The organism is Corallococcus sp. CA047B, assembly GCF_003612065.1.
GTDB lineage: Bacteria > Myxococcota > Myxococcia > Myxococcales > Myxococcaceae > Corallococcus > Corallococcus praedator.
The window spans coordinates 25,247-42,076 of the sequence record NZ_RAWD01000004.1 but is presented as its reverse complement, the minus strand read 5'-3'; the positions used below and the strand labels follow the sequence as shown (position 1 = coordinate 42,076).

The following is a 16,830-nucleotide window of genomic DNA, read 5'->3' as shown; positions in this document are numbered from 1 at the left end:
TCAGGCTTCCTGCGGCGCGGCGGCCTTCTTCAGCCGCTCGAAGTTGTTGTCGATGCCGTGGCGCACGTCCGCGAGCATGTGCACCTCGAACTCCTGGTAGGGGAACGAGGGCCACTCGCGCAGCCGCGTCAACAACGCCTCGTGGGACTCGGCGTTGAGGATGCACATGCCCATCTTGGGCAGCACGTAGTACGCGCAGTCCATGGTGCCATCCATCAGCCGCGCGCCGACCCAGTCGCGCACGTCGCGGTTGAGGGCGACCGGATCCGGGGGCTGCGGGCCGCTCTGACGATCCTTGGCGAAGATGAGGAACTTCATCGCTGCAGACTCCTTGAGTTGAGGAAGGGGAAGGGTGCTTCAGGCCGCCCGGGCGGAACCCGCGGGGCTCGCGAGCGCTCGGCGCAGGGCCTGCAAAAGTCCTCGGGGTGTGTCCCGGAGGAAGAAGTGGTCGCCCAGGAAGGAGCGGGCCGTGAACGGGCCGCGCGTCTGCTCGCGCCAGCCCTCCAGGTGGTGCTCCTGCACGTAGTCCTCGCTGCCCCGGAACGCGGACACCGGGCACTCCAGCGGTGCCTCCTCGGTGTACTGGTAGCTTTCGCAGACGGCCGTGTCCGCCAGCAGCGACGGCAGGACCAACTGCTTCAGCTCCTCACCCATCGACTCGGGGATGCCCCGCTCGGTGAGCAGGGCCCGCACCACTTCCGGATCCGCCTCGTGCGTCCGTGCCTTGGGCGGAGTGCGCGTCAGCAATTGCGGCGCGGTGTAGCTTGCGAGGAACAGGTGCAGCGGCTCGGGGAGCCCGTGGCGGCGCAGAGCCCGGGCCAGCTCGAAGGCCAGGAGCGCCCCCATGCTGTGACCGAACAGGGCGAAGGGCTTGTCCTGCCGCGCTCGCACCACGTCCACCAGTTGCTCCACCAGCGCGGGCACCTCCGTGAGGGGCGTCTCGCGCAGGCGGTTCTCCCGGCCCGGGAGCTGGACGGGGAGCACCTCCACGTCGGGCGCCAGGTGCGGTGCCCACGTGCGGAACAGCGAGGCCCCTCCGCCTGCATGCGGCAGGCAGAACAGGCGCACGCGCGCCTCCGGCCTCGGGGTGTGGTGGGAGAGCCAGGACTCGGTGGCGTTCGGGGTGGGCTCCATGGCGGATCTCGAAAGGGCGGGGCGGTTCAGGGGGCGCCGAGGACGCGGCGGTAGAGGGCGATGTTGGCGGTGATCATCCGCTCCAGGCCGAAGAGGTCGGCCACGCGGCGCTGGCCTGCGTCGCCCAGCTTCCGGGCGCGTGCCGGATCGTTCAGGAGGGCGAGCGTGGCGTTGGCGAGCTGCGCGACTTCCACTTCATGCAGCTCGCTGCCGGAGACGGGGCGGACGGGGACGTGGAGGCCGGACTCTCCGTGCTGGAGGATCTCCGACAACCCTCCGACGTCGGTGGCCACCAGCGGGACGCCGGAGGCCATGGTCTCGATGGCGGTGTAGCCGAAGGGCTCGTAGATGGACGGCACCACCGCTACGTCCGCGATGCGGTGCAGGAGCCCCAGTTGCGAGCGCGGCAGCTTGCCCAGCAGCTTGATGCGGCCGAGCAGGGGCGCGTATTGCTCGCGCAACTGGTGAACCATCTGCGTGGACTCGCGCGAGTCCGTGCCGCCCGCGAGCAGGTAGACGGTGTCCGGCCTCGCGGCGAGCACGCGCTCGGCGGAGGCGAAGAGCGCGGGGATGCCCTTCATCGGGTGGAGGCGCCCGGTGTAGAGGACGACGCGCGTCTCTGGCCCCGCCACCGTGGCGCGCAGCTTCGCGAAGGCGTCCGCGCCGTGCGGTGACTTCATGAAGGGCTCCAGCTCCATCGCGCAGTGGATGGTGTGGAGCTTCTCCAAAGGCAGGCGGTACTGCTCGCGGATGAGCGTGCTCATGGAGGCGCTCACGGACACGACGTGGGTGCCGCCGTCGTAGAAGCTGCGCTCCTGTTCGACGATCTCCGGGTCCGGCTGTTGTCCCCACCACCGCTCCACGGGCTCGGAGATGTAGTGGCTGGTGCCGATGACGGGCACGCCTGACTCACGGCCCAGCCGGCGCGCGGCCTCGTGTGTATGCCATTGGTGGAAGTGCAGGAGGTCCGGCTTCTCCTCCGCGATGCGCGCGCGGCCGTACTGGTACAGGTCCTCGTTGAAGGCGCGGATGCCCTGCACCAGCGTCAGGTGCGCCGCCTGGGCGAAGCTCGCCTTGCCGGGCGGCACCATGTGCACCGTCACGCCGTTGGGCTGGCGCACGACGCGGGCTTCCCCGGGCGTATAGGACAGCACCGTCACCCGGTGGCCGGAGCGCGCGAGCCCGTTGGCCAGCTCATAGACATACGTGCCCACGCCGCCCGCGATGTTGGGCGTGTACTCCATGGCCAGGATGAGCACGTGGAGCGGCCGGGTGCTTGCGGATGTCTGGACGGCCACGCCGGTGGGCGCTTCCGGCTCCCTGGGCGCGGCCTGCTGCTCCTGGAGCGCGGTCAGCGCACGCACGAGGGCATCCTTCGCCGCGTCCTCGTTCCGGGGCTCCTGGGCCACGCCCAGGTTGTTCAGGAGCGCCGCGAGCTGGCTGGCGGTAGGGGCTTCGAACAGCGACTGGAGCGGCACCGTCACGCCGAAGGTGTCGCGCAACCGCCCGACGACGGCGGTGGCCAGCAGCGAGTGGCCCCCCAGGTCGAAGAAGCTGTCGTGGATGCCCACCGGGTCGATGCCCAGCACGTCCTGGAGGATGCGGACGATGGCGCCTTCCTGCTCGGTGCGGGGCGCGACGTAGGTGGTGCGCAGCGCGGGACGCGGGTGCTGGGTCGCGGACACATCCGGAACCACGGTGGCCGCGGAGACTTCCGTCGACACCCCGGTGGCCACCGTCGGGACGTGGCTGGCCTCAATCCAGTAGCGGCGCCGCTCGAAGGGGTAGGTCGGCAGCGGCATGCGGCGGCGGGACTCGCCCCGGTGGTAGCGCTTCCAGTCCGGCTCCACGCCCTCCATCCACAACTGGCCCATCGCCCCATGCAGCACGTTCAGGTCGGACTGCGCGTCGTCCGGATGGCGCAGGGTGGTGATGGCCGATACGCGGACGCCTCGCACTTTCCCCAACTGGTTGGCGAAGGTGGTGAGGGTGCGGCCCGGCCCGACTTCGAGCAGCACGCGGTCGGGCTGCTGGAGCAGCGTCTCCAGGCCCGCGGCGAAGCGCACGGCCTGACGCAGGTGCGTGGCCCAGTACTTCGGGGAGGTGGCTTCCGCCGGGGTGATCCACGTGCCGGTGACGTTGGACACGTAGGGGATGCGCGGGGCCTTGAGCGTGAGCTTGCGCACCCGGGCGGCGAACGGCTCCAGGAGGGGCTCCATCATCCCCGAGTGGAAGGCGTGCGACGTCTTCAGCACCCGGCAGGCCACCTTCCTGTCGACGAGCTGGACCCGGAGTGCTTCCACCGCGGGCGTGGGGCCCGCGACGACGCAGAAGGAGGGCGCGTTGACCGCCGCCAGCGACACGTCCGGGGGCAGGAGCGGCGACAGCTCCGCTTCCGGCAGCGCCACGGACAGCATCGTGCCGCCCGGCAGGTCCTGCATCAGCTGGCTGCGCTCCACCACCAGCTTGAGCGCGTCCTCCAGGGAGAAGACGCCCGCGAGGCAGGCCGCGACGTACTCACCGACGCTGTGGCCGATCATCGCCTGTGGCTCGATGCCCCAGGACATCCACAGCTTCGCGAGCGCGTACTCCACGGTGAACAGCGCGGGCTGCGTCACCCGCGTCGTTTCGAGCTGGCGTGCGGCGTCGGCCGTGGCCTCCGTGGCGGGGTAGAGCACCTGCCGCAGGTCGAAGCCCAGGTGAGGCTTCAGCAGCGCCGCGCAGGCGTCCACCTGCTCGCGGAACACCGGCTCGCCCCGGTACACGTCCGCCGCCATCCGCACGGACTGCGTGCCCTGTCCCGGGAAGAGGAAGACCACGGGCCTCGCCGTGCGCTCCTCGGTGCCGGTGAGCTGGCGGCGGGCGCGCGACTCGCCCGCGAGCGCTTCCACCGCGTCCGGCACGCTGTCGCAGACCACCGCCCGCCGGTGCGCGAACCGCCGACGCCCCGTCTGGAGCGTGTGGGCCACGTCGGCCAGGGAGGCCGTGGGCCGCGCGCGCAGATGGGCGGCGAGGTTCGCGGTCATCGCGTCCAACGCCGTGGGCGTCTTCGCGGACAGGACCAGCAACTGCGTCGAGCGCGCGGCCAGGGCGGTGTCCCTGGCCGGAGCCTCCTCCAGCACGAGGTGCGCGTTGGTGCCACCCATGCCGAACGCGCTGACGCCCGCGCGGCGCGGCTCCTTGCCGGCCTTCCACTCCCTCAGGTCCGTGTTGACGAAGAAGGGGCCGTTGTTCCAGGGGATGTGCGGGTTGGGCTGTTCAAAGTGGAGGCTGGGCGGCAGCTTGCGGTGACGCAGTGCCAGCACCGTCTTGATCAATCCGGCGACGCCGGCCGCCGCATCCAGGTGACCGATGTTCGCCTTCACCGAACCCAGGGCGCAGGAGCGCTTCGGCGCATCGGTGCCACCGAAGGCCTTGTTGAGCGCCTGGACCTCGATGGGGTCTCCCAGCGAGGTGCCGGTGCCGTGCGCTTCGACGTACGCGATGGACTCCGGGGAGACGTCCGCGCTGCCCAGGGCTTCGGCGATGACCTCCGCCTGTCCGTCCACGCTGGGCGCGGTGTAGCCCACCTTGTTCGCGCCATCGTTGTTGACGGCCGAGCCCTTGATGACCGCGTGGATGAAGTCCCCGTCCGCCAGCGCATCCGACAGGCGGCGCAGCGCCACCACGCCCGCGCCGCTGCCAAAGACGATGCCCCGCGCGTCCGCGTCGAAGGGCCGGCAGTGGCCGTCCGGTGAGAGGATGCCGCCCTCGATGAACGGGTAGCCGTACTGCTGCGTGAGGTTGATGGAGACGCCGCCCGCGAGCGCCAGGTCGCACTCGCCATTGAGCAGGCTCTGGCAGGCGACGTGGACCGCGACGAGCGACGTGGAGCAGGCGCTCTCCACGTTGAAGCTGGGCCCCTTCAGATCCAACTTGTAGGAGACGCGCGTGGTGAGGAAGCTGCCGGCGTTGCCCAGGTTGAGCTGGAGCGGATCCACCGAGCGCAGCACCGTCGGATTGGAGGCCAGGTTCACCAGCAGGTAGGTGCTCAGGGCCGCGCCGCCGAAGACGCCCACGAGCAGCTCTTCGTCCGGCGTGCCCCGGTGGCCCGCGCCTTCCAGGGCCTCCCAAGCGCACTCCAGGAAGAGGCGCTGCTGCGGATCCATCAGCTCCACCTCGCGCGGGGTGTAGCTGAAGAAGCCGGCGTCGAAGCGGGTGCAGTCCTCCAGCCGTGCCGCCGCCTTCACGAAGCCTGGCGTGCGCAGCAGCGTGGGGTCCGCGCCGAGCGCGAGCAGCTCTTCATCCGTGTACCGGACGATGGACTCGACGCCGTCGCAGATGTTGCGCCAGTACTCGTCCAGGTCCTTCGCGCCGGGAAAGCGTCCCGCGATGCCGACGATGGCGACTTCAGCGCCGGTCAAGGTGTCCGCCATGAGGTGACTCCTACTTCGGATCCAGCTTGCGCTGGAACCGCTCCCTGCGCTGGGCGCCGCGCGTGCGGCGCTCCGTGAAGGTGGGGGCTGCTTCAGGCTCCGGGCCGCCGCCCAGCAACCGGGTCAGCGCGCCCAGGGTGGGGTTCTCGAAGAGTTTGACGACGGGCAGGTCCACGCCCATCGAGCGCTTCACTTCCGCGATGACCTTCAACCCGATGAGCGAGTTGCCGCCCAGGTCGAAGAAGTTGTCGTGGGGGTTCACCCGCTCCACCCCCAGGAGCCGCTGCCAGATGGACGCCAGCTTCTGCCCCGTGTCCCCGCCCGCGACCTCCACGTCCCCGGCGGCCGCCGCGGACGACAGCGCGTCCGTGAGTGAGGGCATCAGGTCCTGGACCTGGAAGGGATTGGGGTTGTTCGCGAGCACGGCGGAAAGGTCCTGCGTGGACACCAGCACCTGCGGCAGCTTCGCGCCCAGGACGCGGTCGAACACCCGACGGCCCTCGTCCGACTTCAGGCCGTGTTCCAACAGGGCGTCACGAAGGTGCTTCAGCGAGTCCGGCATCGCGGTGGTGACGGCCTGGCCCACCTCCTGCCACGTGTCCCAGCCCACCGCGAACACCGGTCCGTCGCCCTCCGCCGCGCGCTCCTGGGCGAAGGCATCCAGGAAGGCATTGGCCGCGCAGTGCTCGACCTGGCCGAAGTCCCCGACGATGGCCGTGCGCGATGAGCACAGCATGAAGAAGTCCAACGGCGTGCCGCGCAGCAGCGCATGCAGTACCCGGGTGCCCTGGAGCTTCGCCCGGAAGACCGTGGCCATGGAGTCGGCCGTCTTGAACTGGCTCAGTCCGCCCGCCGGAACGCCCGCCGCGTGGATGACACCGTGGAGTTCGCCGAAGGTGTCCCGCGCCTGTTGGAGCACGGCCTCCATCCGCGAGGCATCGCCCACGTCCGCGCGCAGCACGAGCACTTCCGCGCCAAGTGCTTCCAGTGCCTGGAGCTGCTGGATGCGGTGGCTGGTCGCGTCCGCCTCGCCGTGCGTGGCGAGCCAGCCCGCCCACTCCGCACGTTCGGGAAAGGCGGAGCGTCCGAGCAGCACGAGCCGCGCCTGCACCGTGCGCGCGAGGTGCTCCGCGAGCACCAGGCCGATGCCACCGAGTCCACCGGTGATGAGGTATGTGCCGCGCTGCCGCAGCCGGGACACCGTGGGAGGCAGCTTCACGGGTTCGAAGCCCTGCTCCCAGCGGTGGTGTCCCCGGAGGGCGATGGTCGCGCCCGCCACCGGGACCGCCAGCTCCGCGAGCAGTCGCTCGACCAGTGCCTCCGTACGCCCCAGCTCCACATCGATGCTCCGGCACGTCAACTGCGGCATCTCGCGAGGAAGCACGCGGCACGGCCCCAGCACAGTGGCCTTCTCCGGGCACAGCGCTTCATGTCCGGTGACGGCCTGCACACCGGTGGAGAGGACATCGAGATGGCGCACGGACTGGGACAGCGACCCCAGCGCCTGCGCGAGCAGGAGCAGGCTGGTGAAGCCGAGCTGCTGCACGCGCTCCCGTTCCGTCTCAGAAGAGCCGTCCACGCTCCACAGGTGGACGATGCGCTCGGGCAGCCGGTCCTCCTCGGTGAGCGAAGCCATCAGCGACGCGTAGTCGTCCCGGCGGTCCGGCTGAAGCTCATACGCCGACTCCCCCGCGCGGCCGAAGGACGTGCCCTCCGAAACGGTGGTGACGCTGTGGCCTGCCTCCTGGAGCCGGTGGGCCAACTGTTGTCCCAACCCCTGCGCATCCACGAAGAGCAGCCAGCGCTGGGACACGAACTCCGTGGGCGGCGCGGGCGGAAGGGCCCGCTTCCAAGAGGGCAGGTAGAACCAGTCTCCGATGTCCGGCCGCTTCTGGAGCGTGGCCACCGGAGTGGCCGTGTGCACGGGACGCGGATCCATCCAGTGCCGACGCCGCTCGAAGGGGTAGGTGGGCAGCACCACGTAGCGGCGCTGTTCATCCGCGTGGACGCGCGACCACGGGATGCGAACGCCGGCCTGCCACAGCCGACCCAGGGTGGTGAGCAGGAAGGCGCCATCCGGCTGCGTCTCGCGCGTGGAGCGCATGGACGCGGCGGTGAGGACCGTGGACGCGCGGTCGATCTGCAAGCGCGCCAGGGAGCTGAGCGTGCGGCCCGGGCCGACCTCCAGGAGCACGTGCTTCGGCTCCGTGAGCAGCGTTTGAATCCCCTGGCCGAACCGCACCGTGTGGCGCAGGTGGCGCACCCAGTAGTCCGGGCTCGTCGCCTCCGCCGGGGTGATCCACGTCCCACTCACGCCGGAGACGAACGGCCGCGTGGGCGCTCCCAGCTTGAGCTTCGCGAGGAACGTCCCGAAGGCCGGCAGGATGGGCTCCACGAGGTGCGAGTGGGCCGCCACGTCGATGTGCAGTCGGCGGAACTCGACGCCCCGCGTGCCCAGCTCCGCGACGAGCCGCTCCACCGCCGCGCTGTCTCCCGCGACCACGCACTGCTCCGGCCCGTTGAGGGCCGCGAGCGAGAGGTGGTCTCCCAGCAGGGGCCGCATGGCCTCCTCGGACAGGGACACGCTCACCATCTCGCCCCGGGGCAGTCGCTCGAAGAGCCGCCCGCGCTCGCAGACCAGCTTGAGCGCGTCCTCCAGCGAGAAGACCCCGGCAAGGCAGGCCGCGACGTACTCGCCCACGCTGTGGCCGATCATCGCCTGCGGCTCGATGCCCCAGGACATCCACAGCTTCGCGAGCGCGTACTCGACGACGAAGAGCGCGGGCAGGGCGGTGGAGGTCCGCGTCAGCTTGCCTTCCGTCTCCTCGGCCGTCCTCGCAGGGTAGACGATGTCGTGCAGGTTCAGACCCGCGTGGCGTTTCAGCAGGGCCGCGCACGCATCGAAGTGCTCGCGGAACACGGGCTCCTGCGCGTACAGCGCCTCGCCCATGCGCAGGTACTGCGCGCCGCCGCCGGGGAACATGAAGACCACCGACCGGTCCTCGAGCCGGTCATTCGCCGTGACCAGCCGCTCCGGATCTCCCGACGCGAGCACCGCGGCGGCATCCCGCGTGTCCTCGCACACGAGGAAGCGGCGGTGGGCGAAGGCCTTGCGACCCCGCTGGAGCGTGTGGGCCACGTCGGCCAGCTCCACCTCGGGGTGACGCTCCAGGTGCTCCGCCAGCCGGACGGTCGCGGCGTCCAGCGCGGCCTCTGTCTTCGCGGACAGCACCAGCAGCTTCCAGGGCCGGCCCGGTCCGCTGGCGGGCAGCGCGGGAGGCTGCTCCAGGATGGCGTGGGCGTTGGTGCCGCCAATGCCGAAGGAGCTGACGCCCGCGCGGCGGGGGCCGTTCTTCGCGCTCCACGCGTGGGGCGCGGCGTTGACGAAGAAGGGGCTGTGCTCCCAGTCGATGTTGGGATTGGGCGTCTGGAAGTGCAGCGTCGGGGGGATGAGGCCGTGCTCCACCGCGAGCGTGGCCTTGATGAGGCCCGCCACGCCGGCCGCGGCATCCAGGTGCCCGATGTTCGACTTCACCGACCCCAACGCGCAGAACCGGGTGGCATCGGTGGACTCGCGGAACACCTGGGTCAGCGCGGAGACCTCGATGGGGTCTCCCAGAAGCGTGCCGGTGCCGTGCGTCTCCACGTACTCAATCTGATCCGGCGTGACCCCGGCCATGGCCTGGGCGCGGGCGATGACCTCCACCTGGCCCTCCACGCTGGGCGCGGTGAAGCCCAGCTTCGACGCGCCGTCGTTGTTGATGGCGGAGCCACGGATGATGGCGTGGATGGGATTGCCGTCCCGGAGCGCGTCCTCCAACCGCTTGAGCACCACGATGCCCACGCCGCTGCCGAATACGGTGCCCTGTCCCTGCGCATCGAAGGGCCGGCAGTGGCCGTCCGGAGAGGCGATGCCTCCCGCCTGATGCGTGTAGCCGGTGCGCTGGGGCACATCCACGGAGACGCCGCCCGCGACGGCCACGTCGCACTGGAAGCCCAGCAGTGCCTGACACGCGAGGTGGGTCGCCACCAGTGAAGTGGAGCACCCCGTCTGCACGTCGAGGCTGGGGCCTCGCAGGTCCAGGTGGTACGCGAGCCGCGTGGCGAGGAAGTCCTTGTCGTTGCCGATCATCACCTGGAAGGTGTCGCCGGCTTCGATGAGCTCGCGGTGCGTGAGCAGGTTGAAGAGCAGGTACGTGCTGAGGCTGGTGCCGGCGAAGACGCCGACGGAGCGGGACGTCTCGGGGTCGAAGCCCGAGCGCTCCAGCGCCTCCCACGCGCACTCCAGGAACGCGCGGTGCTGCGGATCCATCAGCGCGGCCTCGCGGGGCGAGTACCCGAAGAAGCCCGCGTCGAAGAGGTCCACGTCTTCCAGCACCGCGCCGGACCTGACGAAGTCCGGCGAGCGCAGCGCGGACTCCGGCACGCCCCGGGCCCGAAGCTCCTCGTCCGTGAAGGCGCGGATGCCCTCCACGCCGTCGCGCAGGTTGCGCCAGAAGGCCTCCACGTCGGAGGCCCCGGGAAAGCGACCGGCCATGCCGACGATGGCGATGGCCAGCTCGTCGATTGCGTCCGGGGGATTCTGCTCGTCCATCATGGGCCGCTCACTCCTTCCGAGTGGCTCGCTGGCGCTGGCGACGAAGGACCTCGACCTGACGGCGGGCCCGGTCCTGGGCGCTCTCGATGGAGACCCGCGCGGTCGGAGCCTCACCCAGCCAGGTGGCCAGCGAGGCGATGGTGGGATGTTCCAGCAGCTTCACCAGCTGCAGCTCCGGGTGGTCCGCCTTCAGCCGGTGGTGCACCTGCACCATCTGCAGCGAGTGGCCCCCCAGGTCGAAGAAGCTGTCGTGGATGCCCACGCGCTCCAGCCGCAGCACCTCGCGCCACACCCCGGCGATGCGCTCCTCCAACTGTCCACGCGGGGCCGCGTAGGTGGTGGCCGTGTCGCGCCGCGCCTGCGACGGGGCGGGCAGCGCCTTGCGGTCCACCTTCCCATTGGGCGTCAGCGGCAGCCGCTCCATCGCCACGAAGAGCGACGGCACCATGTGCTCGGGCAGGTGCTGCTGGAGGAAGGCTCGCAGCACGGAGGACTCGGGAACCGTTTCCGCCGTGCCCACCACGTAGGCCACGAGCATCGCATCCCCTGGCGAATCCTCGCGCGCCACGACCACGGCCTCGCGCACGCCGGAGTGACGCGAGAGCGCCGTCTCCACCTCGCCCGTCTCGATGCGGAAGCCGCGCACCTTGACCTGATGGTCCACGCGGCCCAGGAACTCCACCGTCCCGTCGGCGCGCCACCTTGCCAGGTCACCGGTGCGGTACATGCGCGCGCCGGGCTCCTGGCTGAACGGATCCGGCACGAAGCGCTCGGCCGTGAGCGACGGCCGCGCGTGGTAGCCGCGCGTCACGCCGCCGCCCGCGAGGAACAGCTCGCCGGGCACGCCCGCGGGAAGGGGCTGGAGGAACCGGTTCAGCACGTACATCCGCGTGCGCGCGATGGGCCGGCCAATGGGCACGGGGCCCGTGGCCTCGCGCACGTCGTGCGTGGAGGACCAGACGGTGGTCTCCGTGGGGCCGTACATGTTCACGACGCCGCCGGGCACGGCCTGTTGGAGCGTGTTCGCGAGCGCGGTGGGAAGGGCCTCGCCGCCCACCAACATCCGGCGCAGTCCGGAGAGCGCCTCCACGGCTTCCGTGTCGAGCGTGAGGGCCCGCGCGTGGGAAGGCGTGCACTGGAAGTGGGTGATGCCGTGCCGTCGCAGTTGTTCGGGCAGGGTGGGGACGTCGCTGCTCCGGCGACCATCGCGCTCGGCGAGCCGGCGGAGCTGATCCAACGCGGGCAGGTTCTCCAACACCGCGTCGGCGTCAATGCCGAAGTCGATGAGGCAGCCCAGCTCGTTCACGCCCAGCTCGCGCACCCGCTCCACCATGGCCAGGCAGCCGCGCGGGGTGCCGAAGAGACCACTGGTTTCGAAGTAGCGGTCGAACGCGTGCGTGACGATGCGGTCCAGGTCCTCCGGCCGCAGCGACTTCGCATCCACGTCCATCCCCAGGCTGCGCCCGATGCCCGACATCAGGTCCAGCGAGCTGCGCAGGTACGCCTTGAAGGGACCCTCGACGCGGGCCTTCACGCGCTCCGCGTCGTTGTCCACGTATGTGTGCAGCATGAGCGTGACGTGGCCTTCGCCGGAGTGTCCGGCCGCGCGCCACGCCTCGCGGTAGAGGGCAATCTTCCCGCCCAGCTCTTCCAGGCCCTGGCCCAGCAGGTGCGTGAGGACGAAGGCGCCCGCCGCGCCCGCGGCCCGGAACGTCTCCGGGTTGCCGGCGGCGGTGAGCCACACGGGCAGCTCGCGCTGGACGGGCCGGGGGCGCAGCTGCACATCCACCGGCGTGCCCGCGCCGCCCGGGTAGCGGACCGTCTCTCCGGCCCAAAGGCGGCGGATGACGTCCAGGCTCTCCATCATCACCTCCTTGCGCTTCGCGTAGCGCTCGGGAGCGAAGACGAAGTCGTCCGCGTGCCAGCCGGAGGCGATGGACATGCCCACGCGGCCCCGGGAGAGGTTGTCGACGAGGGACCACTCCTCGGCCACGCGCACCGGGTGGTGCAGGGGCAGCACCACGCTGCCGGCTCGGATGCCCACGCGCTCCGTGACGGCGGCCACGGCGGCTCCGGTGACGGAGGGGTTCGGGTAGAGGCCACCGAAGGCGTGGAAGTGACGCTCCGGCGTCCAGATGGCCGCGAAGCCATTGCGGTCCGCGAACTTCGCGCCCTCCATCAGCAGCCGGTAGCGGTCTCCCGGCTGATCCGAGTCGTCCGCGAAGTAGAAGAGGCTGAAGTCCAGCGGCTTCGCCACGCTCCCCTTGCGGCGGCGGGCGCGCAGGGTGGCGGCCTCGTCACCCTGGAGCACGACCTTGAAGCCGCGCGTGAGCGTCCACAGCAGCTCCAGCACGGAGATGTCGAAGGAGATGCTGGTGACGGCCAGCCATGCGCCCGCGTTCGTGCCGTCCAGCCGCTGATCCATGGCGGCGAAGAAGCGGGCAACGGTCTCATGCGGCACCATCACGCCCTTGGGCTGACCTGTGGAGCCCGAGGTGTAGATGACGTAGGCGACGTTGGAAGGCGATGCGGAGCGACCGAGGGTCGCCAGCGTGGGCCCATCCTCGAGGGCGTCCACCAGGACTTCCGTCACGTCCGGACCCGCGAGCGCTCCCGCCAGGTGCGACTGCGTGACGAGCACCTTCGCGCCGCAGTCGCGCAGCATGTACAGCAGGCGCTCACGCGGGTAGTCCGGATCCAGCGGCACATAGGCGCCACCGGCCTCCAGGATGCCGAGCAGCGACACCACCGTGTCCAGCGAGCGCTCCACGCTGATGCCCACGCGCGCTTCCGGCCCCACGCCCAGCGCCCGCAGCCGGGCAGCGAGCACCCCGACGCGGCGGCGCAGCTGCGCGTAGGTGAGCGACTCGTTGTCGTGCACCACGGCGATGGCGTCGGGCGTCTCCTGCGCCTGCGCGAGGAACTGCTCGTGGATGCACGCCACGCCACCCTGGTTGTCCGTGGCGTGGTTCCACTCCTCCAGCACCTGCTGCTGCTCCAGGCCGGTCAGCAGCGCAAGCGCGCCCACGGGAAGTCCGGGCGCGTCCACCACGCCTCGCAGCAGCACCTCCAGGTGCCCGACGAGCCGGCGGATGGTGGCCTCCTCGAAGAGGTCCGTCCGGAACTCCAGCGCGCCAGCGAGCCCGTCAGGGCCTTCGGCGAACACCAGCGACAGGTCGAACTTGGACGTCCCCGCCACGGCGCCATCCGGCGTGGACAGCTCCGGCCGCCACCGCATGCCCGGCACGTTCGTGGTCACCGCCGGCAGGCTCTCCAGCATGAAGCTCGTCTGGACCAGCGGGCTTCCGTCGCCGGAGCGGGAGGCGTTCGTCGCCGCCACGACCTCCTCGAAGGGCAGCTCACCGTGGGTCAGCGCCTCACGCACCTGCTCCCGCACGCGCTTCAGCAACTGCTGGAACGTGGGGCCGCCGGACAGGTCGCAGCGGATGACGAGCGTGTTCGCCAGGAACCCGATCAGCTCCCGCACCGCCGTGCGCTCGCGATGGGCCGCGACGGTGCCCACGCCGAAGTCCTCCTGACCCGTGTAGCGGTGCAGGAGCGCCGCGTATGCGGTCAGCAGCGTGACGTAGAGCGTGCAGCCTTCACGCTGGCCCAGGGCACGGAGCGAGTCCGTGAGGTCGCGCGGCAACTGGAACGTGACGGTGGCACCGCGCGAGCCCTGCTCCCGGGGCCGGGCGTGGTCCGTCGGCAGCTCCAGGCGCGGCAGCGCGTTGAGTCCCCGCGCCCAGAACGTGCGCTGCGCGGCCAGGGTCGGTACGAGTGCCCGCTGCCAGCGCGCATAGTCCGCGTAGTGGAGCGCGGGCGGCGCCAGCGGATCCGCGGCCCCACGCGCGAAGGCGCCGTGGAGCGCGGCGAGCTCCCCGGCCAGCACCCCGATGGACCACCCGTCCGTGATGAGGTGGTGCTGGGTGAGCAGCAGCACGTGCTCCGTGTCCGTCAGCCGCACCAGCTCCGCGTGGAAGAGCGGGCCCTCGGTGAGGGAGAACGGCCGCTGCCCGAGCGCCAGCGCGTGCTCGCGCAGCGCCTGCTCCCGCGCTTCGGCCGCGACGGCCGTCAGGTCATGCCGGCCCAGTGACAGCGGGGCAGGGGAGAGCACCCGCTGGCGGGGCTCGCCGTTCACCTCGGGGAAGACGGTGCGGAGGATGGCGTGCCGGCGCACCAGCGCGTCCAGGGCCCGCTGCAACGCGTCCGTGTCCAGGGCGCCTTCCATCCGCAGCCCGAACTGGACGTTGTAGAGCGGCACGCCCGGCATCAGCCGGTCGAGGAACCACAGCCGGAACTGGCCGGGAGACAGGGGCAGGTCGCCGTCGAGCGGGCCCGCGCGCAACGCCGGGCCCTCCACCACGGTGCCAAGCTGGGAGCGCTCCCACGTGGCCAGCAGCGCGGACGACACCGCCGCCAGCGTCGGATGCTCCCACAGGAACGTGGCCGGCACCGACGTGCCGAGCGACGCCTCCAGGCGCCCCTGCAACTCCATCACCGCCAGCGAATCCAACCCCAGTCCGGCCAGGGGTACGTCGCGCGACAGGCTCGCCGGAGCCGCGCGGCTCGCGCGGGCCACCTCGGCGCGGACGAACGCCTCCACCCGCTCCGCCCGCTCACCTTCCGGCGTGGCGGGCAGCACCTCGCGCAGCGGCGCCAGCACCTCGCTGGCGCTCTCCTGGGGCGCGGACTCCGCCGGCGCCGCGACCGCCTGCTCCACCACCTCCAGCGTGCCCTGCAGGAAGGCGTCGCGGCACGCGCGGCGCTGGATCTTCCCGCTGGACGTCTTGGGGATCGTGCGCGGCTCGACCAGGACGACGGCATGGACCTGCGCCGCGTGCTCATCCGCGATGGCGCCGCGGATGGCCTCGATGACGCCGACGGCTCCGGTGGGACTCGCGCGCAGGTCCGCCTCGGTGACCAGCACCAGGCGCTCCTCGCCCTCCACATCCACGGAGAAGGTGGCGGTGCAGCCCGGACGCACCGCCGGGTGCGCGCGCTCGGCGGTGAGCTCGATGTCCTGGGGATAGAGGTTGCGCCCGCGCAGGATGATCAGGTCCTTCAGGCGGCCGGTGACGAACAGCTCGCCGTCCAGGACGAAGCCCAGGTCTCCCGTGCGCAGCCAGGGGCCGCTGCCGTCCTCCAGGCGGGTGCCGAAGGCGCGCTCGCTCTCCTCAGGACGGTTCCAGTAGCCCAGGGCCACGCTCGGGCCCGCGACGCAGATCTCCCCCACCGTGCCAGGGGCGCAGGCGGTGCGCGTCTCCGGGTGCAGGATGCGCAGCTGCTGATCCTCCGCGCTGCGTCCCACCGACACGAGCACGCGCGCACCCGCGTCCTCCGGCGCCACCTTCCGCGCCTCGTCGTGCGCCAGCGCGTCGGAGTCGACGGTCAGCTCCTGGACCCCGGCCATCGCGGTGCCGCCCGTGACGATGAGCGTCGCCTCCGCCAGGCCGTAGCAGGGGTAGAACGCCTGGGGGCGGAAGCCCCGGGGCGCGAACGTCTCCGTGAAGCGGCGCAGCGTCTCCGCGCGCGTCGGCTCGGCGCCGTTGAAGGCCACCGTCCAGCGGCTCAGGTCCAGCCGCTCCAGGACGTCGGGGGTGACCTTCCGGACGCACAGGTCATACGCGAAGTTGGGACCGCCGCTCGTCGTGGCGCCGTAGTGGGACACGGCCTCCAGCCAGCGCAGGGGCCGCTGGAGGAAGGCGATGGGCGACATCAACGTGCACGGGAAGCCCAGGTACAGCGGCTGGAGCACGTTGCCGATGAGCCCCATGTCGTGGAACACCGGCAGCCAGCCCATGCCCACCGCGTGCTTCGCGTCGTGCCCGAAGCCCCGGCGGATGAGCCGCTCGTTGTGCAGGATGTTCGCGTGGCTCAGCATCACGCCCTTGGGCGTGCCGGTGGAGCCGGAGGTGTACTGGAGGAACGCGAGCGTGTTCGCGCCCACGTCCGGCTTGCGCCAGCCTTCCGCCTGCGCGTCGGTGGTCGCGTCCGTGGCCAGCCACGTGAGCGACGCCAGCTCCGGCGCCTGCGGCAACATCACCTCCGCCATCTCCCGCAGGAAGGACGTCGTCAGCACGTAGCGCGCGCCGCAGTCCTGGGCGATGGCGCGCAGGCGGGGCAGGGTGCGCTCCAGGCGGCCCGGCTCCGGCGGATACACGGGCACCGCCACCACGCCCGCGTACAGACAGCCCATGAAGGCCGACACGAACTCCAGCCCCGGAGGGAACAACAGCAGGGCCCGCTCCCCCGTGGCCCCCGCCTCCTGCAACATCGCGCCAATGCCTCGCGCGAGCCGGTCCAGGTGCGAGAACGTCCACTCCTGCGTCGGACCGTCCACGTCTCCGGTTTCCAGGAAGCGGTAGAGCAGCGCCCCTTCCTGGTGCTCCGCCCGGAAGCGAAGCACGTCGACAAGGGTCGCGAACGAATCGGGATCGGGGCTGGGGGCGCGCATCACGGCGGGACGAAGGGTCGAATCCCCAAGAGTCGGCGACAGGAGCCGCTCCCAGGTGACGGGGTAAATGCCTGTCGGAGGGGCGTGAGGATGTCGTCGCAGCACCGGGAAGAAGCACCCTTCCCGGTGATGGCACACCAAGTCATTCTGATAAACCGGGTCTCACTGGACTGTCAATACTCACCGGAAAAACGTCTCAGTGGGTTTCGCCGTTTCACCCCGATGTG

General features: G+C 71.1%; 5 protein-coding genes. All 5 read right to left on the bottom strand.

Annotation, left to right across the window (positions count from 1 at the left end; translation table 11 throughout):
- Genes D7X74_RS01435 through D7X74_RS01415 form a run of 5 tightly spaced genes read right to left on the bottom strand, consistent with a single transcriptional unit; the run spans position 1 to position 16,555 of the window.
- Complete coding sequence (locus tag D7X74_RS01435) at positions 1-318, bottom strand: hypothetical protein (RefSeq protein WP_120531084.1); 318 nt, start codon at positions 316-318, stop codon at positions 1-3.
- A gap of 39 nt (positions 319-357) precedes the next feature.
- Positions 358-1,134 (bottom strand): thioesterase II family protein, encoded by a 777-nt coding sequence (locus D7X74_RS01430; RefSeq protein ID WP_120531083.1) that lies wholly within the window; start codon positions 1,132-1,134, stop codon positions 358-360.
- Between the two features lie 26 nt (positions 1,135-1,160).
- Positions 1,161-5,549 carry a type I polyketide synthase gene (locus D7X74_RS01425; RefSeq protein ID WP_120531082.1) on the bottom strand — a complete coding sequence of 1,463 codons (4,389 nt, stop codon included), beginning with the start codon at positions 5,547-5,549 and terminating at the stop codon, positions 1,161-1,163.
- A 10-nt stretch (positions 5,550-5,559) separates the two neighbouring features.
- A complete protein-coding gene (locus D7X74_RS01420) occupies positions 5,560-10,143 on the bottom strand; it encodes a type I polyketide synthase (RefSeq protein WP_199741742.1) in 4,584 nt (1,527 codons plus the stop codon).
- A 10-nt stretch (positions 10,144-10,153) separates the two neighbouring features.
- The gene (locus D7X74_RS01415) at positions 10,154-16,555 is read right to left on the bottom strand and encodes a MupA/Atu3671 family FMN-dependent luciferase-like monooxygenase (RefSeq protein ID WP_370450700.1); all 6,402 of its coding nucleotides are present in this window, start codon (positions 16,553-16,555) and stop codon (positions 10,154-10,156) included.
- Positions 16,556-16,830 lie beyond the last annotated feature (275 nt).

Bases quoted from the DNA above. Each gene is read 5' to 3' on its own strand.
- D7X74_RS01435 (WP_120531084.1), bottom strand. From the start codon at position 318: ATGAAGTTCCTCATCTTCGCCAAGGATCGTCAGAGCGGCCCGCAGCCC.
- D7X74_RS01430 (WP_120531083.1), bottom strand. From the start codon at position 1,134: ATGGAGCCCACCCCGAACGCCACCGAGTCCTGGCTCTCCCACCACACC.
- D7X74_RS01425 (WP_120531082.1), bottom strand. From the start codon at position 5,549: ATGGCGGACACCTTGACCGGCGCTGAAGTCGCCATCGTCGGCATCGCG.
- D7X74_RS01420 (WP_199741742.1), bottom strand. From the start codon at position 10,143: ATGGACGAGCAGAATCCCCCGGACGCAATCGACGAGCTGGCCATCGCC.